The sequence below is a fragment of the Enterobacter sp. MGH 24 genome, from assembly GCF_000493015.1.
Classification (GTDB): domain Bacteria; phylum Pseudomonadota; class Gammaproteobacteria; order Enterobacterales; family Enterobacteriaceae; genus Enterobacter.
On sequence record NZ_KI535657.1, the window covers coordinates 2378181 to 2399905 of the forward strand.

Consider the following 21725-nt stretch of genomic DNA (forward strand, 5'->3'; position numbering starts at 1 on the left):
TTTTTCCCTATGAATTTGCTATAGTCAACGCCATGAAACACCCTGTGACTGACACACGAGTGGCTGAGGGATGGGAAACGTATACGGTGAGTGAGGGGAATCGAATGAGCAGGAATGAGTCAGTTGTAAAATTAAAAAGTGAGAGGGAGTTAAGATTTTACAGGTGGTTTTACCAGTATGAGTCTGCGATATTAAATTATCATTTAAAACCTTCTGTTAATTCATTAAACATTAGCCACCTTTATTCTCTGGATAACCGACAGGCATCCAGAGTAATTAACACAGCTGTACATTCATTTTATCATCCTGAAATAGCAAATGGATTCATCAGAGCTATCCGAATGAATGTTAATGAGCGCTTCATACCTTCACGTGATTTTGCATGGATAAAAAACTGTCCGGATGCATGCTATTATGTCTGGCTGGTGATAAGAACAATAAATATTAAGATGCCTTCATTATTCTCTACTCTTCCTGATGCACAGGTTTATGGCAATCCACCCATATCTCAAATATTAACTTATGATCAACTCAATCTTATCCAGTACCCTGCAAATCACACAGAACGAATGCTCACCATCACCGATTTTTTTGATCGTTGTGATTCCGGTTTAAAGGGCAAAATTGAGCTGATGAATACCATAAGAACAGAATGGTATCGTTTGTATATCTACAAAGATAAGTTTCCTTTAAATAAAAAAGAAAAAGAGAAGTGTGAATGGGCCTGGAAGTACTTTCAAAAAGACAGAGCCAAAATCAAGGAAGGCGCAAAAAAAAGAAAACAAAATAAAGAGTCAGAGAAAGAAAGGCAAGAGAGTAGCTACCAAAACGCATCGCAAAACAGCAATTTTATCATGGCTTATCAAAATATATATCACCCCCCTCATATAACAACACTGACTCAGGCTGCTCAATATATACCGCAACAGTACCCGGCATCAACATTAACTCAGCTTGCTCAATATCATCCTTCCATTGTGAGGCATTATGAATATAATGCTGATGGCCCGCTTAAAAATATGATCGAAAGTTCAGTGCATATAAATACAGCTACTTTAATGCCGTATCTTAAACCTGCCTCTAATGCAGAGAAATGCCTTATCATTCGTTGCCTTTACACATGCTGGTATCATAAAGACAGTGATTTTATAAAACGATTCAATAAAGCGTGGGAAGGCAGGAACGCCAGGAAGAAGTACCGAAGCCAGAAGAAATCGAAAGTGTCATCTGAAAATAGAGTGCCGGAAGATAATAACGTCCCTGTCAGTCAAATTACAACGCAACCCTGTGTGGAATTACCCCATGAAAAAACACCCACGGAGGCCATGGGGGCATTGAATGAGAAAAGCAGTCCCCTTCCAGCTGATGAAAACATGGATGATAAATACGATGGCAATCATCCATTTATGTGGCTGCCTTATTAACGATTATATTTCCTGGGATGTCTACTGAGACCCCGGTAACATTCAGTATAATTGATTCTATTGCGCATTCCAGATTATTTCATGCCTGTATTACCTGTATGATGCCACGCCGGTATGTATTACCGGTATGGCTTCTGTACATTGATCTGTTATACCGATCGAAACCAAACGCACGATAGGTAAAAACTATTAATATCTTGGCATTGATCGTTTTTATTATAGTTAATAACGATCAATTGCGTAAAACTGATCTGTATTAACGATTATCCCATCTCCTCTTAAATGCATACGATCAAGTGGCCTTTTATGCAAAAAAGGCCCACTTCCGCTTATAAAACACACAGTAAGGAATATCTATGTTGAAGATCATCCCTTCATTTCTTTTCGGCGCAGCATTGTTCAGTGGTGCTGTGCATGCAATGGGCCCGGAGCAGCAATGGGGCAACTGGTTTGGCACTGTCAATGCGATGGAGTTTGAACTTAACGCCGACAATAGCGCCGGAGAGCGTATGACGCTCACCTGCCGGGACAGTCATTTGATAGTGAGCTACAGCGGGTCAGATAAGGAGCCAATGTATATACCAGATAATGGGAAAGAAACTATGGGAATCAATATCAATACAGTTCATTACCCTCCGAATGAGGCGGCTTTTATAGCGCTCAAAAACACAGACAGCCATGGGCAAATTGAAATCACCCGGATGAATAAATCCGTATCTCACCCCTTCAATACCGCAGGGCTCAGGGAAGCTCTGGAGGGTCTTAACTGGGAAGACTGCATCAGCCATTAACCACCCCATCCGGTAGCTCATGCTCCCGCATTGTTAATCATCAGTAAGGATATCTTTATATGGCGACATTCATTTCACGCCTTATTTTACTCTGTACGCTTTCGCTCCCGGCCTTCAGCTTTGCCATCACCATTCCCGGTAATATTCATCCAGAACGCTACACGTTCTTTCTGACAGATGGCGGTGGTGAAATGCTTCGCGAAATGAACGATGCGGCAGTCAGCGTAAAACTCAACAATAAAGCTGGTTTCAGCGCGGAGGCACAGAGCAAGGCGGCTGCAGCGAATATCTCTCCTTTATTGTACGCAGCATCACCGCTTGAACAGAACTTTATCCGCTACGACAGTAAACCGGTTAAGGCTCTGACTTGTCTCGTAACGACCCGCACTATGCCGGGTCAGAATAAAAATTACTCATGGGAGGAAACCTATTGCCTGGATGAAACCGGTGCTGCCTACATCGGCACAAAAGGCTGGCCGTCACGTGCTATCGTCGAAAAGAGCTGCGAGGTGGGTGCCTCCGGTTGTCCTGTATATCTTGTTCTGAACAATGATCCACCGACCATGCGGAATGATGCTGCGCAATATATTCCTTATAGCAGCGATCGGGCAAGCGGGCAGAAAGAACGTAACTCTGGGCCAAAATCAACGACCGCTGAAACCGTCGCAGAGCAGGACGGTTATGTGGTGAGTTTTGTTAAAGCCAGCAACTGTGCAGACAACAAACTGATTGTCAAAAACACAAGCTCCGGGAAAACCGCCGCAATTGCAGGATTAAGAGGTTGCTCTTTTGATCCGAAGAAAAATGCAGTAATTATCTTCCCTCAAAATGAATATGTCGGCGTTTACAGTGGCCCCACAAACGCTTCTGAGGAAATAGCCTCAGTCGATCTCCCCTAATTACTCTTCCAGTCCGGTATAAGCTTCCTGCGGTACCGGACACCTTTTGGACCAACCTATGAAAACTAAAAAATCCCCGGACAATACAACGCCAGATGCAGAATCATTTGGGCTGACCTGGCCCGTTGTTTTCAGCGTCGCAGGGCTCACACTGCTGAGAAGTAAGTCGGTCGTATGCCAGACAATAGGGGCCAGCCTGATGACCTATAGCCTGATAAGAGTCATAAAAAAAATCGCCACGCTTGCCTGAAAAGTCCCAATCAGGCAACACGATTTGTGTTCTAACACCTGTACCAGACGTATTATCGCCTTTCGAAGCCCACCTGGAAGCTAACTCTCGACAAAAGCTGAAGCGTTCCTTTATCAAAGGGCTGGCTGCACTAGCAGAGGACAGAATCAATGATGATGCCTTTGTTTTATCGGTGTGCAGCAAAGCGTATGAACGCTTACCTCTGAACATAAGGCGAGTCGTTAAGCACGAATGGTGTCTTCGATACTTCAAGTACAGTAAACCCTTTATTCTGCGGCGATTACAACATCACCAGGCCGAAAAGCAAATACCACCGGCATTACCTGACAGAGAACTCTCGCCACAGCAGAGCCAGCCACCAGCCTCTCCCTGAACATTTTATCTTCCATCCAATGCCACTCTACTGGAGTGGTTTTTATGTCCGTTTTAAAAGGAATCAACTATGACCCGTTTAGCCAGCCGCTTTGGTGCAGTCAACCTTGTTCGTCGTGACCGCCCGTTAACTCGCGACGAACTGGCTCATTATGTGCCCAGTGTCTTCAGCGAAGAAAAACATGAATCCCGTAGTGATCGCTATACCTATATCCCGACAATTACCCTTCTCGATAACCTGCAACGCGAAGGTTTCCAGCCATTCTTCGCGTGCCAGACCAGAGTCCGCGACCAGAGCAAACGAGAGCATACGAAGCACATGCTGCGCCTGCGTCGTGAAGGCCAGATTACTGGCAAACAGGTTCCCGAAATTATTCTGCTGAATAGCCATGACGGCTCCAGCTCATATCAGATGCTACCGGGGTTATTCAGAGCAGTTTGCCAAAATGGGCTGATTTGCGGTGAGAGTTTTGGCGAGGTGCGCGTCCCGCATAAAGGCAACGTAGTAGAGAAAGTCATCGAAGGGGCCTACGAAGTACTGGGAATATTTGACCGGGTAGAAGAGAAACGCGATGCCATGCAGTCGCTTTTGTTGCCGCCGCCCGCTCAGCAGGCGATGGCGAAAGCGGCGCTGACATATCGCTTCGGTGAGGAACACCAACCGGTGACAGAGACGCAGATACTTTCCCCACGCCGCTGGCAGGACGAAAGCAACGACCTTTGGACCACTTACCAGCGTATTCAGGAAAACCTGATCAAAGGCGGTCTGTCGGGACGAACAACCAAAGGAAAGCGCACCCATACCCGAGCAGTGAAAGGTATTGACGGTGATGTGAAGCTCAACCGTGCCCTCTGGGTGATGGCTGAGAATATGCTTCAGCTTGCTTCATGATCCCTTCCACCATTTTTCCTTAACACCTTTCCGAAGATTCGGAAGGGCTTTTCTTTCTAAGGAGCAACCATGTCTACGATCAATTTATCCCCGGTATTTCCTGCAAACGAGCAGCGAGTCATCCAGCGAGCATTACGTCTGCTGGAGAAATACCAGCGTCAACCGAGTGAGTCATTTACCTCCAGCAGCCTCACAAAAACCTGGCTGCAACTGCAGATGGCTCACCTGGAGCGGGAAGTCTTCATCGTGATGTATCTCGACAATCAGCATTGCCTGCTGGAGCGAGAAACACTGTTTACCGGCACGTTCAGCCATACCGAAGTGCACCCCCGCGAAGTGGTTAAATCAGCCCTGAAACATAACGCCGCTGCGGTCATTCTGGCACACAACCATCCGTCCGGCACGACAGAAATCAGCCTGCAGGATAAACATATTACTCAGAGGATTATGAAAGCGCTGGCACTAGTGGAAGTACGTGTGCTGGATCATCTTGTGGTGGGAAACGAGGTGGCGTCATTTGCTGAGCTTGGTTTGCTTTAAAGGGAGATTTTTATGTCATTAATACCAGCCCATGAATGGGGTCTAAAAAGCGATATTGTTCCACGGTTTGGTGCCAGATTAGTTCAGGAAGGTAACCGGCTGCATTATCTGGCTGACAGGGCTAGTTTGATAGGCAATTTCAGCGATACGGAATGCTTCAAATTGAATAACGCATTTCCACACTTCATCAGCCAGATGGAATCGATGCTGACCACTGGTGAACTGATCCCCTGTCACCATCACTGTGTCACTCTCTACCACAACGGTTTTACCTGCGAAGCCGATACGCTTGGTAGTTGTGGTTACGTATACATCGCCGTTTATCCCACACAACGTTAATTACTTTCACGAGAGAAAAAATGAAATTTCTACCTGCAACAAATTTGCGGGCGGCGAAGCCATGCCTGTCGCCCGTGACTATCTGGAAAATGTTACTTAGTCGTCTGCTGGAACAGCATTATGGCCTGACGCTAAACGATACACCTTTCTATGATGAAACCGTCATACAGGAACATATTGATGCCGATATCACTCTGGCTAATGCTATTAACTTTCTGGTGGAGAAATGTGAGTTAGCCCGTATCGATCGCAGTGGATTTTCCTCACAGGGAAAAGCGCCATATCTGACCGTGACAGATATCCATCATGCCAGAAAAGCATGTGGATTAATGAACAGTTGTTCTTATCGGGAAGTAAGTAATATTGTTCTTAGCAGATCGCGTCAGTGAGGGGACGGCTTAAAGAGCTGAGAAGGTTTGCACGGTCTGTGAAGAAATTGGTGAGATTAGCGACTCGATGAAAGGCTCATCGAGTCGCATGAAAAACAAGGTGGGGGCACAAAAGGGGGCATTTATAAAGATGAAACAAGGAAATGTATTTATTTATCAATGGTTATGTTGGTTTTGTTGTGTTCCTATTATCGCACCATTTCAACCTACCTAAACGTCCGTAATCATCCAGTAGAATCCGCAACGGGATGTGTAAATGTTCCTGTTCGAGCATGGATTCCTGTAAACATGCCTTTAAACAATATGCCGATGCGCTGCATCCCCTCATGCGAGGGAATATATCGCCCGGCAGCCTGATTTATTTCCCTCTTTTTCACGTCGATATTCTCACGCAGCGTTTGCAGGCTCCGGCCGCTACCTGCAAGTTGTTCGCGGTATGCCTGTTCGGCCTGCGTGGTCCATGGTTCAACATCCGACAGATCTTCGCCATCAATTGCGTTCGGATGGGGCGCTAGTGTGGGCTGTCTGTCATCTTCCGCAAGCAGTGTGCTTTCTTCTCAGCGTGCAGTACCCGTTGCTTACAGCCACACAACCGGCCATGACCTGCTATATTAGTGTCTTTGTCAGGTGTCCGGAATGAGCAATAATGTGGTACATAACGGTAGCGTAAAAGGGGCACCATGCTTCATCACAGCCAGGCAATGTCACTGGATGACATCTACCTTGAGGACATTCCTCACATTATTCACCCGAATACAGCGGCAGGAGACCTCGCAGATACTGCACGGCTAAACCGCATCATTAATGGCCTAATGGAGGAGAATCTCCTCTTGATAGCTATCACAAGATCCAAATACCCGCCGGTACGAAAGTATATGTTGGAGAAGTAGGTTATCAAACAGACATTTACTCCGGTGGCTCTGAGCAAGTTTTAAAACCTACCCCGTGGAAAATACCTGGCCTTAAAATACTTGAAAGTGGTGGTTTGAAATGAAAAATGAAATAAAGAAAACGATAACTGATATCATCAAAATTCTCTCCTCAAATGATGAGGTTTCATGGGCAAAAACATTCGAAAAACTAGTCATCGAGCTCGATGTTGATTGTGAGTCATCCATTTATTCCTTGAAAAAACTCTACGGCGGGATGGGATCATTTAACGATATTGTTCTCCATAAAAATGGAATTCCTTTAATTCGGGAAAATGACGAGTTAGACGATTTGAGACATAAACTCTACAAGCAACTTGACCATGCAATCGTCTTGTTAAAATCCGATGATTTACCATAGCGTTAGTTTCCGGTGCCGCCAGTAAATTACCGGGAAGGTTGATACAAGTAAGTATCAGGGCATGTGATATTGCTGACCTGATACTTAATTGTTTAAAATTAGCGTGTCGGTGTCGACACCTTTCCTGATATCATCGAAGCTGTCGGGTGCAGTAATATCTCCGACTTCGAATGTCTCGGCGTCACGCAGCAATCGGTATATAGATGGCTACCAGCATGAATAAACGGGACGTATCACGCTCGACAACGGTCTGGTGCTGAATAAAATTAATCCAGGGGAGACAGCCGAGTACTCAAATACCTACAAAGTATTGGATTATACTGACTTGATTCGATCCTTTTTATTCCATCATTTTTTATAACGTTCCTCAAATTTCCATTTCAAAGAGGCATTTGGTGAATCAACCATTAACTTCCCCAGATTGGTTTGGTAACTCATCACACATCTCCTGCAGCTCATTAAACATCCTTGCCACATGGAAACCATCGCACACGGAATGATGGACCTGCACCGCCATAGGCAACAGCACTTTTCCATCCTGCTCGTAGTATTTTCCAAACGTGAACATAGGGGAAAAGAAGTTCTTCATGTGCGCAATGTTCATAGTAAAGTTCGTAAACGTTACCCAAGGAATAGACGATACAAAAAAGACATTTTCCCGAGACTCTTCCTTAGGCCAGTAAGAAAGGTTATTGCCATAGCGGGCAACGTCTTCTGCATACGTATTCTGGAAGTGCTGCATATTGCCGTCGAAGTGGCTCCACAATGACGAAAAGGTCTCTGTTTCATTGTGGAAAATCGTATAGCTTGGATGAATTTCATTCCATACGACAAGCTCATTGTCCTTCATGGCCATACGGAATTCCGGATGCCGGTTCATGATTTTAGAGAGAAGGAAAATAATCGTCGGGTAAAACTTCCAGCCGACCTCTTTAATATGTTTTCGCAGCGCGGTGATGTCGATCAGAACCGTTTGGTTAATTGTACACTCAGCAAATGACTGGAATACTTCAAAATGCTCTTTCCTTGGCCAACTAGATAAATCAACAGGTGTATAGTCCGGGGCTGTTTTTTTCATTTTATAACCTTTGATTATCAATCGCTTAAATGGTCATGGCCAGAAAAGGCCGCGCAACCATTTCAACCGTATCTAATCTTCCTGTCAATCTCAGCCTGTGGTTTTCCGAAAAGGTATCCCTGCACGAGATCGCAGCCAAGCGCCTGAAGACGTTCGAGCTGGGCTTCGGTTTCAACGCCTTCTGCAATAACGCTCATATTGAGGCTCTTCGCCATACCGGTAATCAATTTAACGATATTAAGTGCATCATCCTGTGTGGATATTGGGTTCACGAAGGATTTGTCTATTTTAATTTTATCAAAGTTAAGTTCGCTCAGTCTTGAGAGCGAAGAATACCCTGTTCCGAAATCATCAATAGAAATTTTTACACCCAGCGATCTGAGCTTTTTGAGAATAGTGATCGGCATAGTGCTGTCACTGAAGAGCGAAGACTCTGTGACCTCTAGCTCAAGTCGGCTAGCCGGTAGCCCCGTCTCTTTAAGGATGGACTGCACCATGGTGGTAAACGATTTATTACCCAACTGAATTGGTGAGACGTTCACAGAGATCCTTGCCGGAACGGCCCAAGATACCGCTTCCCGGCAGGCAAGCTCAAGCACAATTTTGCCGATCGCATTGATCATCCCCGTTTTTTCAGCGACAGAAATAAAGTAATCAGGTGACAGCATCCCCTTCACCGGGTGTATCCAGCGAATAAGTGCTTCATAGCCGTAAATTTCATTGCTGAATGAATCGACTATAGGCTGGTAGTAAACAACGAATTCATGGTTATCGAGCGCCAGTGCCATATCATGTTCAAGGGTTCGGCTTTCCTGCAACTTCTGCAGCATCCACTGACGGAAGACTTTTATCTGCTGTGAACCCTCTTTTTTGGCTTCGTAGAGCGCCAGATCGGCAAATTTATAAAGATAATCAGAGCGCCGTTCATTATCAGATAAAACGATACCCACACAGGTGGCGATTTTTATCAGCTGGTTATTAATCGTATAGGGCTGGCTGATATGCTCGCTGATTTCTTTGGCGCGCGAAACGGCTGCTAACTCGGTGAGGCCACTGGACAGAAGGGCGAACTCGTCTCCGCCTAAACGGTAAAATGTATCAGTGGCGCTGCTCATTGCGGTGAGTCGTCTGGATACCTGATTCAACAGCAAGTCACCGGCATCATGGCCATAGGTATCGTTGACCTCTTTGAACCGGTCTAAATCAAATAACATTACCGTGACGGGGATGTGGTTTTTATCGGCCTGAAGATTAATTTTGTTGAGATCGTCCCAGAAGAAAAGGCGGTTTTTCATGCCGGTGAGGGAGTCATGATAAACATCATACTCCAGCTTGGCGTTCTGAATTTGCAGCGTTTCTTTTGATATCTGAAGTTCGTCAGCAAGGCTTTTAACCTGCATGTGCGCTTTGAGAATATTTTTATTCTGGTAGATCATTAAAAAACCAAGAATAAAGCTTAATATTATCAGGAGTAATGAAAGTGCGGAGTAAATATAGTAAAGGATCTGGATTTTATGGTTGGATTCATTAACCGTGTTAATATCTTTCGTTAATGCCGTTGCAGAAAGCTGGCTCAGCGGTGCATCAAGAGCGTGCATATTTTTCAGATATGCCTGTAACTCTGGATGGCTCATCTTTTCAAGATGACTATCCAGATAATTCAGTATCTGCTCTAAGCGTAAAGCGAGTTCTTGATGCGCTTTATCGCTGTCAATATAGTGACCTAAATCTCCCCCCTTCATTAAATCGCCCTGGCTGAGCATAATTTCGAGACGCATGCGGACCTGGTCTATCGTAACGTCATCGGTATCGGTTGCGTATAGACCAAGCCATGATTCAAAACGGTAATACTCTGATACCAGTTGTGCCACGGACCAGGACTCAGTGTATTGAGTCAGTTTTTGCAACTCCTGCTGTCGATCGTAAACAAGGAATGCAATATATCCTGTCGTGATAAAAAGAGAAAAAATGATACCAACCAGTATCCTGTTCATTATGTTCTCCTGAACGGCTACTCAATCTTCATTTTGCTAACCTGCCATGCTGATCGCGAGTAATAAATCTGATTATTTAACTCAGGAAGACTGTCATAGGGGTATACAATGAATGATGGACCTTTATCGCGGATGCGCATATATTCGCCATTGACCTTTAAAGCAAGGATGGCGTTGTATTTTTTGAAATCACTGAGAGGGATCACGGTAGAGTAATCATTGAGCGCAATAACATTAACATTAGAACCCTTCGCACCCACATAATCCATGAGTTTGTTCATAGGAACACCCTCAAACTTAGTACGTCCATTATACCAGGGGGATGTAGTCTCGAAACTCACCATGCCCAGTTTTTCAAGGCCGGCGAGATCAAACACTGCTTTTCCATTTTCATTGGTATTTTCTATATTACCGTATATCGTTAAAATGGGTTTACCAACTGGTTTTGGCAGTTCGCCAGCCCAGGTTACACTTTGTACCAGACAGCATAACAGCAGTAGGGTTAATCGCATTTTGGCCTCCACTTTTTAACAGAAGTATAAGAATTATAATTTAGATATCACACTAGTTTATATATTTTGTTGAGCAGCAAGGCCTTTTAGCGTTTTCATTGGTATAAGTTCAATAAAATCAGTTGTTTAGAGCGTGTTGGTGCCAGGGTGTTTAGCAGCAGAAGGACGCTTAACTTTTTGAGAAAAGCTAAAGCTGCCTGCATAAGCTCTCTTGTGTTTAAAAAACGCTCGCTTTTATTGATTGTTATTATCTCATACCACTGATTTTACCGATGATGGAAACGGCGAGCGTGAAAACGCTCAGCGCCAGCCCTTCGCGGGTTTAGCTCTGGCGGTAGCGATGATTTCGGGGCAGTCAACCTGTACAAAATTCGTTCATCCTGAGCGAGAAGGCATGGGTACGCCGTTTCTGACGGCGCGAATACCATCCTGCCGGTTTGCTCAGGCAATCAAACGCGCTAAAAAGATTACCGCCTGCGGACTGCGTTTTTTCTTATGCGATGGCAGAAAATGTAAATAATGAAGAGATGGGGTTGTGAGATATTATCGATGAGATCGTCAGTTAACGGTTTCAATCTGTGTCTGAATAATTGCCTGATTTTTGGACGCTTCTTCCACTGGGAAGCGTCCACTTTTTTCTTTCCTTCAGCCTGATATTTTCCGGTATCTCGCTAATTATGTCACTGACCAGGTATGTTCAAATCAGGAAGCCTGTCAGCCATGTTCTGTCAGGATGATTCTCGGGTAATTGTTCAAGGATATGAATTAACGTATTCTGGTTGTCCTGCCCGCTGTTGATAAATCTAAAGAAATTGCTGTCACAATTGCTTTTGTGATATTGCATTTTATAGAACTCTTTTTTTCTTAAAAAGGTACGTTCTAGCCAGTTGAACTTCTTTATTTCCCTTTCAAGGTATTTCATTTCAGAAATTGAAAGGAATATTTTCTTGTACAGAATATCCCGGCTGCCCGGCGTGTATGATTTACTGTCCATCAGACTTTCTCTGTTTTTTTGATACTCACATCCTTGTGCTAAATAAATATCAGTGTCCTACAGACGCGGCATCCACCACGCGCGAAGGTTTAGGTGCTAATGCAATTGCAAATGCAGCAATAAAAAATATGACGCCGATCGACATCATCAGATTATTGGTCGAAAGCATCATGCTCTGGCTGTTTACCATCTTGTCAAAAAGCTCGCGTACAAATTGTCCACCTTGCTGAGGGGCCGAACTAATATAGTGCGAAAGATCGCCAGTTGGGTCGACGACAGACGCCAGTTTGTCATGTGCTATATAGCGCTGATCTTGCCATGACGTCGTCACGAGCGATGTGGCAAACGCACCCGATAACGTTCGAACAAAGTTCATTAGCCCCGCGGCTGAAGCCATTTCCGTTTCATCTACAGAGCCCATTGCAAGCCCCGTAATCGGGACATAGTACAGCGGCATGCCCACGCCCATGAATAACAACGGTACACAGATGGACCAGTAGTCCATATCGGTCGTCGCATAGGATCGCCAGAAGGTGTCGAGACCCAGCCAGGCGCAGCCAAAGAAGATAAGAATGCGCGGATCGATTTTGTTAGAAAGGTTAGCGGCAACCGGAGAAAATACCACCTGCAGAAGTCCGCCCCAGGCCACCACAATCCCTGCCCATGTTGTTGTATACCCTAAGTTATATTGCAGCCACAACGGCGTGAGGACATTCAGACCAAAAAAGCATCCAAACGCGAGTGCGAGAACAAACATGCTGGCCGAAAAACCGCGATGGCGAAACACTCTGATATCGACGATCGGATGCTCAGCGGTTAGCTCCCAGATGCAGAAGCTTAAAAAGCCGATACAGGCCACAATCGCCAGAACCCAAATTTCTTCTGAGGCAAACCAGTCAAGGTCTTTCCCTTCATCGAGCATGATCTGCAGGGCACCAACCCAGATAACCAATAAAATAAACCCAACGATATCAATAGAGTTATTAACCAGCGTATCTTCGAAAATTTTCAGTACTGACCACGCGACCAATGCAAAAGCGATGGCCATCGGAACGTTGATGATAAACACCCACGACCAGCTGTAATGATCGCAAATCCATCCGCCCAGAACCGGACCTATTACGGGCGCGAGCAATGTTGTCATCGCCCATAGTCCCGTCGCCTGCATGGATTTTTCTTTCGGGAAAATACGCAGCAGTAACGTTTGTGATAAGGCCATCAGGGGGCCTCCCGCCATGCCCTGAAAAACCCTCATCAGCAGCAGCATTCCCAGCGAGGTGGAAAGGCCGCAAAGCAAAGAAAAAATGCCAAACATGAACACGGAAACGCAAAAAACGCGCACGCCGCCGAACCGTGTGGTTAACCATCCCGATAGCGGTACCGTAATGGCTTCAGCCACGGCATAGGCCGTGATGATCCACGTGCCCTGGCTGGTTCCTGCGCCCAGGGCACCAGCCATGTTGGGTTGAGTGACGTTTGCAATGGTCATGTTGAGCACAGCTAAAAAGTTAGCCATTGCAAGTACCAGGGCACCAATCCATAACATACCGCCTTTCAGCGAAGGCGGCTGATTATCGATAACTAATGTAGACATGGCCTGGTTTCCGTTATTCACTTTTTAAGTTAACTGTCGCTTTCATGGACAGACCAACCCGCAACGGATGCGCCGCAAGCTCATCAGCATTGAGCTTGATGCGCACCGGCAAACGCTGAACAACCTTAATCCAGTTACCCGTTGCGTTCTGCGCAGGAATAATTGAAAACGCTGCGCCGGTACCGCCATCAAAGCCTTCTACCGTTCCATGGAAAGGAACGTTGTCGCCATACAGATCGCTCACCAGTTCCACCTTCTGTCCCACTTTCACATGCTGAAGCTGAACTTCCTTGAAGTTGGCATTGACGTGAATTTGCTGCACAGGCACCACGGACAATAACGGCGTGGAAGGCTGGACACGCTGTCCAAGCTCGACCTGGCGACGAGCAACCACGCCATCGACTGGCGAACGGATCACGGTTCTTTCCAGATCCAGTCTGGCCTGATCGCGCTTCGCTCTGGCGAGAGCGACTTCCGGGTTGGTCTCGATATTTGCATCCTCAATCATCACGGCATTCGCCTGTCTTGCACCCACCGCCGCCTGTCTCGCTGCATCAGCTTGCGCCACGGCGGCTTTAGCGGCATTCAGGTTTGCCAGGGCGGAAGCATAAACGTTTTGAATACGCGTCAGTTCGTCGCCTGAAATCGCGCCCGTCTGCATTAACGCCTCGCGTCGCTTGAGGTCAACCGTCGCGCGCTGGAAGTCAGCGTTTGCGGCATCAACCTGGGCCAGCAGACGTTTTTGCTCTTTTTCATTCGCTACAACTTCTGCACCGAGTTTTGTGTCATTGGCCTTGTATCCATTTACCCGCCGAATGGCCAGGTTCAGGTTTGCTTCCGCCTGATTAAGGGCTAACTCTGCGTCAGTAGGATCCAGCTGGATCAGGACATCGCCTTTTTTTACCACCTGAGAATCCGTGACCAGGATGGCACTGACCGTACCGGTGATCGCGGAAGAGAGCTGAGCAGACTCAACATCGGTATAGGCGTTATCGGTTTCAACAAATCGGGAACCCACTAATTCCCAATAGGCGAACGAGCCTGCGCCAGCCAGCGCGATGCTTAACGCAAGGTAAGAGAATAAACGTTTTCTTTTTTTATTTTTGATATCGGATGATTCAATATTTTGATTTTCAATAGCTGCAGAATGACTCATTTTATTTCCTTTCTTTCCACTATTTAGTTATTAACCTGGTGTTAAAAAATCACTGTTTGCTCGAGGTATATCCGCCGCCCAATGCACGCGCTAATGCGACGTCAATCGTAAAGGCGCGGGAATTTACATCGGCTAATTTTCGGCGGGCCGCGACCAGCTCATCTTCCGAGGACAAGACGTCGAGATAGTCAGCAACCTTTCCTTCATATCGTTGTTTGGTGAGGGAATACGCCTTTTCTGCCGACGTGACTGCGCCCTGAGAATAAAGCATTTCGTCTTTCAGAGAGGCTCTGCTGGTGAGCGCATCGCTCACTTCCCGAAGTGCATTCGTTAACGTGTCGTTATAAAGCTGCACCGCAATGTCATATTCACCGCTGGTGTATTTCAAATCACCCTGGAGCTTCTGCGTATTAAATATTGGCAACGATATGGCCGGGCCAAAGCTGCCAATTGCTGAGCCACTCCGGGTAAGGTTGTTAATACCCAGTGACTGGAACCCGGCAAAGGCAACCAGATTAACGCTGGGGTAAAAACCGGCTTTTTTCTGTTTGATTTGCTCTGCTGCCGCCTCGGCGCGTAAACGTGCCGCGACAATATCAGGACGGCGACCAATCAGATCCAGCGCAATATTGGGAGGAAGTTCCTCGTGCGCTAAAAGCGTTGCCTTAGGCGCGGTGATTGCCAGCGATCTGTCAGGCCCATCACCGATCAGGGCAGCGAGCTCATGTTTTTTGATCGCAATAGCTTCATCTATTGCCACCAGGTTTGCTTTTGCGTTGAGTTGACGCGTCTCGACCTGTTGCAGGCTGGATAAATCTTCAAGCCCCGCGTCATGTCGTTGCTGGAATAACGCGAGCGTACTGGTTCGTATAGTGAGGGTATCGTTAAGCGTTTCGCGAACGGTGTATAAATGCGCCAGCTCCGCGTAAACGGTAACAATAGAAGAAGAGAGCACCAGTCTTGTCTGTGCTTCTTCCGCTACCGCCGCCATTTCGCCTGACGTTGCAGCCGCGAGCGCAGCGCGGTTTTTACCCCAAAAATCAATTTCCCAGCTCATATCAAGCGTGGTACGCCCGTAGCTGTTCCAGTTTTGAGGCGTTGCGCTTTCAGGCGTTACATAGTTGTAACTCATTTTGTCCCGCATAAAGCTGGCGTTTGCGGTGACCTCAGGAAAAAGCGAACCGCTCGCGCTTTGCGTCATCGCCTGCGCCTGCTTCACGCGAGCTTCGGCGATGTTAAGCGTGGGGGAATTTTTAAGCGCGTCATCAATCAGCCCGTTAAGCTGCTCGTCACCGTATTTCTTCCACCAGTAATCTTTCGGCCACTGGCCGTTCTGGTGCGGGAAGCTTTGATCGCTTTTAAGTTGTGAGACCGTCTTCATCGGCGGTGGGGTGCCAAGATCGGGGATTATGGCGCATCCGCTCATACTGATGGCGGAAATGACAACACAGCCCATCACTATGCTGGACCGGGTTAAACCGGAAATACGACACCCCAGGAGTGTCTCCTGAAAACCTTTCATCAGTACGCTCGTCATGCTGTTCATAGAGTAGTCCAAATACAGTACCGTACAGTACGGTACACTTTATATCTTGACTTCTGAGCGCCGTCAAATGAAAATGTACTCGTCAGTACGATTACGAACCCTACTATCTGACGTGATTCCGAAATCAGAGAACAAAAAGTGTTGGCCCTGGCCAGACACCTAAACTAACGAGGAAACATATGGATAAAAGAGCGCTTAAACGGCAACAGATCCTGGAGGTCGCATCCGGGCTGTTTCGACAAAAGGGATTTGATGCCACGTCTATCTCAGAGATTAACGCGATTGTTGGTGGCTCAAAATCGACTATTTACAGTCACTTTTCTTCGAAAGAAGAGCTATTTGTAGAATGCATGTCTTCAGAAACTGAACAGTATATAAAGAGCATGACTATTGAAACTGCAGGGCAGGTGCGCCTTTTCAGAAAATCACCACAGCTGGTCATCGAGCAATTTGCCGTTGCCTTTTTACGTTATATTTGCTCTCCGGATATTGTGGACTTGCAAAGATTAATGATCTCCGAGGCCGGAAGATCGGGTATCGGAGAATTATATTATGCGCGAATGCAAAAGCTGCGTTCAAACGTTTCGGCGCTTTTTACCGATTTAATGAATCAAAACATCTTAAGAAAAGATGATCCTGTGCTGGCGGCCGAGTATTTTCGTTCTCTTCTCCAGGCCGACATACTGGAACCTTTGCTTTTAAAAGCAAGAAAGGACCAGCCTGACGAAAGTGAAATCATCATGAAAGCGCAGGCCTCCGTTAATGCGTTTATGAAACTGTATGGTCCTGAAAAAAATGAGGATGTTGCAAAGGCATCTTTCTAAAATACAGTAAGCTTTCCTTCACCCTATTATTAGGGTGATTTTTCTTTTGGGAAATATTTATTTTCAATTGTCATTGGATGACTTTGCCAGCGGCCTTCTTGTAAATAAAATTTCGTGGATACTTATGTGTATAAAGTTTACTCTCTTAAAAGATCGTGAAGCTGTAATTAAGTCCCTTACTCACTGGATTGACTCGAATTTATATCGGCCCATTACCGTTTTAGAGGTGGCACGGAAATCCGGTTATTCATTGGCTTACATTCAGCGGAACTTTCGCCAGGAGTGTGGCATAAGTATCGGTCTCTATATTCGAAGCCGGAAACTTGAAAAAGCCGCGCATATGCTCAGACATACGCAGCTCTCTGTTTCAGATATATTCACGATGTTAGGCTACGAGGAGCCGTCAACGTTCAGCAGAGCGTTCTCGAATCAATATGGACTCTCCCCAACCAAATACCGTGAGCAGGCTAAAAAAAGTCATTACCTGAATGGATTGTCGGTGTTGATTACTGAAGTGACGCGCGAGTAAAGCGATAATCCGCTAACCCGCCTCCAGCATCCCAAAACTCACAATCCGCGAGCGGCCCAGCTCTTTCGCCCGGTACAGGGCCACATCCGCGGCGCGCAGCAGGTTGTCAGTCTGGGCATGTTGCGGGTAGCTGGCAATGCCAATCGACACGTCCACCGGCCCAATCTCTGTCAGCCCGTAGCGAAGCGACAGCTCATGCACGCCGTTGTAAATCTTCTGCGCGCAGGCGTATGCGCCGGCTTCATCGGCACCGGAAAGCAGCACCAAAAATTCCTCACCCCCGTAGCGAAATGCCAGCCCATTCTCATGGGCTGCCCGCTGAACAATCGACGCCACGCTTTTAATCACCTGATCGCCCGCTTCATGGCCGAAGCGGTCGTTGATGCTCTTGAAGTGATCGATGTCGATCATCATGCAGCTTAATGGCTCGTCGGTGCGCATCGCCTGTGCCGTTTGGGTTTGCAGGGTATCTTCCAGATGATGACGATTACGCAGGCCGGTGAGCGGGTCAAACAAGGCCTTTTCCAGCAACGCATCGCGCAAACGCTGGTTGGCCAGCGCCAGCCCGAGCGCTTCGGCCATCAGTTCCAGATACGCGCGGGAAGGGGCGTTGTCCGCCGTAATATTCTGAAAGGAGAGCAGGCCAATGGCCTCGCCCTGGGCGATAAGCGGCACGCACAGCGAGCTTTCCGCCTGTGATGCGGGAAGATGGTAGCAGGCGATATCCGGCTCACCGTTTACCGGCGGGTGGCTTTGCCCGCGGCGCACGGCCCAGCATTCGTCCGGATGGAAGCTCGTCTCTTCACCAACCGGTGAAAGCCATTGCGCGACGCAGCGCATCTGCCACGGATCGCGGTCAAGGACATAGAGCCGGCCCGCGATCCCCGGCGCGATATTGGGGGCAAACAGCTCCGCCACGTTAATCACATCGTTAAAGTTTTCACACCCCTGGAGCCGCTGGGTCATGCGCGCCAGCAGCTCGCGGATGGCCCAGTCGGCATCGCGCTCTCTTTCCAGACGCTGTCGCGCAAGGCCATTTTCACGGAAGATGCGGATGGCCTGGGCCATATCGCCAATCTCATCAATCTGGTTGAAATTGGGCGTTTCAACCGCGTAATCCTGAGACGCCAGACGGTGTACCACGTCGCTCAGGCGCACCACGGGGCGCAGCACGCGCCGCTTTAATATAAAACCGAGAACAAATAAGAACAGCAGGGCGGTCAGGCCGACCATCAGCTCAGACGCCGTACGCAGCGCTTTCGATTTTTTTGTCGCGTCCTGAACGGAGGCGATGACGCGTTTGTCGAGTATCTGGCGGAAATGATCGATCTGGTTCTGCGCGCGCTCCAGCTCCTGCTCATAGGGCGTACCGTAGAGCAGCGCAACGGCCTGTGCGTCTTCTCCTCGCTCAAGGCTGGAGAGGGCGGTTTGCTGCTCGTCCTGCAGCTCATCGATAATTTTTATGCCTTCGCGCAGCAGGGACAGTTCATCATCCGATGCACCGTTGTCCCGCAGTTTTTCCAGCCGTATCTCTATGTTCTTCAGGTTATTTTCTGACTGGCTATATTCCTTTAGCGTTTGCGGATCTTTTTTGATGACGTAGAGGCGCGCTAAATCGGACTGAGCCCAGGCATCGGTTTCAATATCTTCAGTAAGCGCATCAAAACGCTGACGTTGTTCAACGGCCTGACGTTCGGCAGTGTCAGCACTGGACGCCATCAGCATGATAATGCCGGAGGCGATGGTCAGGCAGACCGTGGCACCATAGGCCCAGTTTGTTATCGTCGCGATTCGCACCTGATGATCCTTTTACGACATGAAGAGGACAGCGTTCTTCAAATTATAGAAAACGTTTGATTTAAGGCGTAAAAAAAGGCGGCACAGCGCCGCCTGGTGTGGTCTTTATCGTCACATCCTCACAATTCTGGAGGATTTTTTCCTTCTTCGATGAAGTCGGGATCCAGCTCTTCGGCGTTACCTTCGTGATCGCGCCCGGAGAAGAGGTTCCAGCAGGCGATAAAAAGCGCGGCAATAAGCGGGCCAATCACAAACCCATTGATGCCGTACAGCTCCATGCCGCCGAGGGTGGAGATCAGAATCAGGTAGTCCGGCATTTTGGTGTCTTTTCCCACCAGCAGCGGGCGCAGGATGTTGTCCACCAGCCCAACGACGATCACGAAGAAGCCGACAATAAACAGCCCTTGCCAGATCTGGTGCGTGGCGAACAGGAAGATAGCGGCGGGCACCCAGACAATTGCCGAGCCGATGGCGGGCACCAGAGAGAGGAAGGCCATCAGGGCGCCCCAGAGCACGCTGCCGTCAATACCCGCAATCGCAAACGCAATCCCGCCGAGGATGCCCTGAACCACCGCCACCGCCGCCGTTCCTTTTACCGTGGCGCGCGATACGCCGACGAATTTGGCGAACAGGTGCTGCTTGGCGAAATCAGACAGCGGCAGAGAATCGAGGATCTGGCGCACCAGATACGGGCCGTCTTTCAGCAGGAAGAACAGCAGATAAAGCATGATGCCGAAGCTAATCGCAAAGCCAAACGTTCCCTTGCCAATCAGAAACGCGCTGCCCGCGAGATACTGCCCGCCCTGCAGGGCGACGTCAGAGAGTTTTTTCTGGATCTGCGCCGCGTTGGTCAGGTTGTGATCCGCCAGGAAGCCGCTGGCCCAGTCAGGCAGATGGTTAAAGATGCTAGCCACCACTTCCGGGAACTGGGTGTTGTTCTCCTGGAGCTTCGTGTAAACCATGTTCAGCTCAATGGCGAGCGAGGAGAGGATCACCATCAACGGGATAAAGACGATCAGGCAGATAATGCCGATGGTCAACAGCGAAGCAAGCCCGTTGCGATCCCCCAGCGCGGCGCGCAGCCTGTTTTTTACCGGGTTGAAGATGACGGTCAGAATAGCGGCCCACAGTATCGCGGAGAAGTAGGGCGACAGCACGTCGAAGAAAGCCCAGGTCACAAGGGCAAGAATGAAGATAAAGAAACCTTTGGTCAGTCCGTTAAAGCGCATCAGTCAGTCCTGGTTACTAAGAAACTGTGTCGACTATAGAACTGATTGTGAGAATTACCAACCATTGCAGCCGGGTAAGGTGCAATGGTTGGTGAGGCGTTAAATCGCCTCAAATAACGCGCTAACCAGCGCAACATGTGCCTTAACGCCCACGGCCAGGGCAGCTTCATCAATGCGGAAGTGTGGGTTATGGACGTTCCATACCGCTCCCTTTTCCTCGTTGCCGCAGCCGATAAACAGGAACGAGCCGGGAATTTTCTCCTGATAGGATGAGAAATCTTCGCTGCCGAACAGCGCACGATCGGCCAGCTGCAGCGTCTCGTCATCAAAGTGCTCTGCAATGGCTTTTTTGGCTATGGCGTTGGTGTCGGCATGGTTATTTCCGACGGCATAACCCTGCTGCCAGCGGATCTCACAGCGCGCCCCGTGGGCGCTCACTACGCCTTCAACAATACGCTGCATCAGCTGAGGAACCTGTTCACGAACCTGCTGATTATGAGTTCGCACCGTTCCTGCCAGACGGGCGCTGTCCGGAATGACGTTATAGCTATCACCGGCCTGGAAGGTGGCAATGGTCAGCACCGGGGCGTTAATCGGGTCAAGATTGCGTGCGACCACATTTTGCAGTGCGGTAACAACTTCAGCGCCGATTACCACCGGATCGATACAGAACTGCGGCATTGAGCCGTGGCCACCCCGCCCAAAAATAGTGATGTCAAAGTTATCGCTGGAGGCGACGTAAACGCCCTCTTTCAGCGTGATTTTTCCAGTAGGGCTGTTAGGGAAGACGTGCAGGCCGAAAATCTTTTCGACGTCGTCAACGACCCCTTTCTTCACCAGCTCGCGTGCGCCGCCCGGTGGCACTTCTTCGGCAGGCTGGAAGATAAACTTAATGCTGCCGCAAAGCTGGCTGCGCAGATGGCAGAGCACTTTTGCTGCCCCCATCAACATGGCGGTGTGGGCATCGTGACCGCAGGCGTGCATCACGCCGGGCTGAGTGGAGCTAAATGATTCTCCACTCTCTTCCTGAAGCGGTAGCGCGTCGATATCGGCCCGCAGCGCCCACGTTGGGCCGGGTTTTTCGCCCTGCAATACGGCTACCACGCTGTTCTCCAGCGGGCGGCTTATCGCCAGTTCCGGCAGATTCCCCAGCTCGCGGGCAATAAAATCAGCGGTGGGTTTTTCCTGAAACGAGAGGTCCGGGTTGGCGTGAATATGTCTGCGCCAGCGGATCACCTCTTCATTAACGTCGCGGATAAGGTTTTCAGTGGTACTTTTCATGACGG

20 protein-coding genes and 1 pseudogene are annotated in these 21725 nt (G+C 48.2%); 10 read left to right on the forward strand and 11 right to left on the reverse strand.

Annotation, left to right across the window (positions count from 1 at the left end; genetic code table 11):
• Nucleotides 1-104 precede the first annotated feature (104 nt).
• From L370_RS23415 to L370_RS22765, 7 genes are all read left to right on the forward strand, one after another.
• Nucleotides 105-1424, forward strand: coding sequence for a hypothetical protein (locus L370_RS23415; protein ID WP_023334628.1), 1320 nt, complete (start codon nt 105-107; stop codon nt 1422-1424).
• 356 nt (nt 1425-1780) lie between these two features.
• On the forward strand, nt 1781-2215 hold the full coding sequence (locus L370_RS10690) for a hypothetical protein (RefSeq protein ID WP_023334629.1): 435 nt from the start codon (nt 1781-1783) through the stop codon (nt 2213-2215).
• Nucleotides 2216-2274: 59 nt separating this feature from the next.
• Nucleotides 2275-3114, forward strand: a complete 840-nt coding sequence (locus L370_RS22315; protein ID WP_023334630.1) for a hypothetical protein — start codon at nt 2275-2277, stop codon at nt 3112-3114.
• Between the two features lie 692 nt (nt 3115-3806).
• A complete protein-coding gene (locus L370_RS10685; RefSeq protein WP_023334632.1) occupies nt 3807-4628 on the forward strand; it encodes a DUF932 domain-containing protein in 822 nt (273 codons plus the stop codon).
• Between the two features lie 69 nt (nt 4629-4697).
• A complete protein-coding gene (radC, locus tag L370_RS10680; protein ID WP_023334633.1) occupies nt 4698-5168 on the forward strand; it encodes a RadC family protein in 471 nt (156 codons plus the stop codon).
• Nucleotides 5169-5180: 12 nt separating this feature from the next.
• A complete protein-coding gene (locus L370_RS10675; RefSeq protein ID WP_023334634.1) occupies nt 5181-5507 on the forward strand; it encodes a type IV toxin-antitoxin system YeeU family antitoxin in 327 nt (108 codons plus the stop codon).
• Nucleotides 5508-5527: 20 nt separating this feature from the next.
• Nucleotides 5528-5896, forward strand: coding sequence for a TA system toxin CbtA family protein (locus L370_RS22765; protein ID WP_023334635.1), 369 nt, complete (start codon nt 5528-5530; stop codon nt 5894-5896).
• 302 nt (nt 5897-6198) lie between these two features.
• Here the strand turns inward: L370_RS22765 and L370_RS22770 are convergent.
• Nucleotides 6199-6390, reverse strand: a pseudogene (locus tag L370_RS22770) (phage polarity suppression protein); the annotation flags it as partial.
• 496 nt (nt 6391-6886) lie between these two features.
• Between L370_RS22770 and L370_RS10665 the strand changes: the two are divergent.
• Nucleotides 6887-7186, forward strand: a complete 300-nt coding sequence (locus L370_RS10665; RefSeq protein WP_023334637.1) for a DUF6966 domain-containing protein — start codon at nt 6887-6889, stop codon at nt 7184-7186.
• A gap of 400 nt (nt 7187-7586) precedes the next feature.
• Here L370_RS10665 and catA read toward each other — a convergent pair whose 3' ends face one another.
• The 7 genes from catA to L370_RS10630 form a co-directional block, all read right to left on the reverse strand.
• Nucleotides 7587-8264, reverse strand: a complete 678-nt coding sequence (gene catA / locus L370_RS10660) for a type A chloramphenicol O-acetyltransferase (RefSeq protein ID WP_023334638.1) — start codon at nt 8262-8264, stop codon at nt 7587-7589.
• A gap of 62 nt (nt 8265-8326) precedes the next feature.
• Nucleotides 8327-10258, reverse strand: coding sequence for a putative bifunctional diguanylate cyclase/phosphodiesterase (locus tag L370_RS10655; protein WP_023334639.1), 1932 nt, complete (start codon nt 10256-10258; stop codon nt 8327-8329).
• Nucleotides 10259-10275: 17 nt separating this feature from the next.
• Complete coding sequence (locus L370_RS10650) at nt 10276-10770, reverse strand: putative pterin-binding protein (protein WP_023334640.1); 495 nt, start codon at nt 10768-10770, stop codon at nt 10276-10278.
• Between the two features lie 697 nt (nt 10771-11467).
• Nucleotides 11468-11764 carry a hypothetical protein gene (locus L370_RS10645; RefSeq protein WP_023334641.1) on the reverse strand — a complete coding sequence of 99 codons (297 nt, stop codon included), beginning with the start codon at nt 11762-11764 and terminating at the stop codon, nt 11468-11470.
• Nucleotides 11765-11813: 49 nt separating this feature from the next.
• A complete protein-coding gene (locus L370_RS10640; protein ID WP_023334642.1) occupies nt 11814-13358 on the reverse strand; it encodes a DHA2 family efflux MFS transporter permease subunit in 1545 nt (514 codons plus the stop codon).
• Nucleotides 13359-13371: 13 nt separating this feature from the next.
• A complete protein-coding gene (locus tag L370_RS10635; protein WP_023334643.1) occupies nt 13372-14514 on the reverse strand; it encodes an HlyD/EmrA/EmrK family protein in 1143 nt (380 codons plus the stop codon).
• A gap of 49 nt (nt 14515-14563) precedes the next feature.
• Entirely contained in the window at nt 14564-16060 is a 1497-nt protein-coding gene (locus L370_RS10630; RefSeq protein WP_023334644.1) for an efflux transporter outer membrane subunit, read from the reverse strand.
• 179 nt (nt 16061-16239) lie between these two features.
• Between L370_RS10630 and L370_RS10625 the strand changes: the two genes are divergently transcribed.
• Both L370_RS10625 and L370_RS10620 read left to right on the forward strand, forming a co-directional pair.
• Entirely contained in the window at nt 16240-16884 is a 645-nt protein-coding gene (locus L370_RS10625; RefSeq protein WP_023334645.1) for a TetR/AcrR family transcriptional regulator, read from the forward strand.
• Nucleotides 16885-17008: 124 nt separating this feature from the next.
• Nucleotides 17009-17413 (forward strand): helix-turn-helix domain-containing protein, encoded by a 405-nt coding sequence (locus L370_RS10620; protein ID WP_023334646.1) that lies wholly within the window; start codon nt 17009-17011, stop codon nt 17411-17413.
• A 12-nt stretch (nt 17414-17425) separates the two neighbouring features.
• Here L370_RS10620 and L370_RS10615 read toward each other — a convergent pair whose 3' ends face one another.
• The 3 genes from L370_RS10615 to L370_RS10605 form a co-directional block, all read right to left on the reverse strand.
• The gene (locus tag L370_RS10615) at nt 17426-19210 is read right to left on the reverse strand and encodes a diguanylate cyclase (protein ID WP_023334647.1); all 1785 of its coding nucleotides are present in this window, start codon (nt 19208-19210) and stop codon (nt 17426-17428) included.
• A 119-nt stretch (nt 19211-19329) separates the two neighbouring features.
• Nucleotides 19330-20439 carry an AI-2E family transporter gene (locus L370_RS10610; protein ID WP_023334648.1) on the reverse strand — a complete coding sequence of 370 codons (1110 nt, stop codon included), beginning with the start codon at nt 20437-20439 and terminating at the stop codon, nt 19330-19332.
• A 99-nt stretch (nt 20440-20538) separates the two neighbouring features.
• A complete protein-coding gene (locus L370_RS10605) occupies nt 20539-21720 on the reverse strand; it encodes an amidohydrolase (RefSeq protein ID WP_023334649.1) in 1182 nt (393 codons plus the stop codon).
• Between the last annotated feature and the right edge of the window lie 5 nt (nt 21721-21725).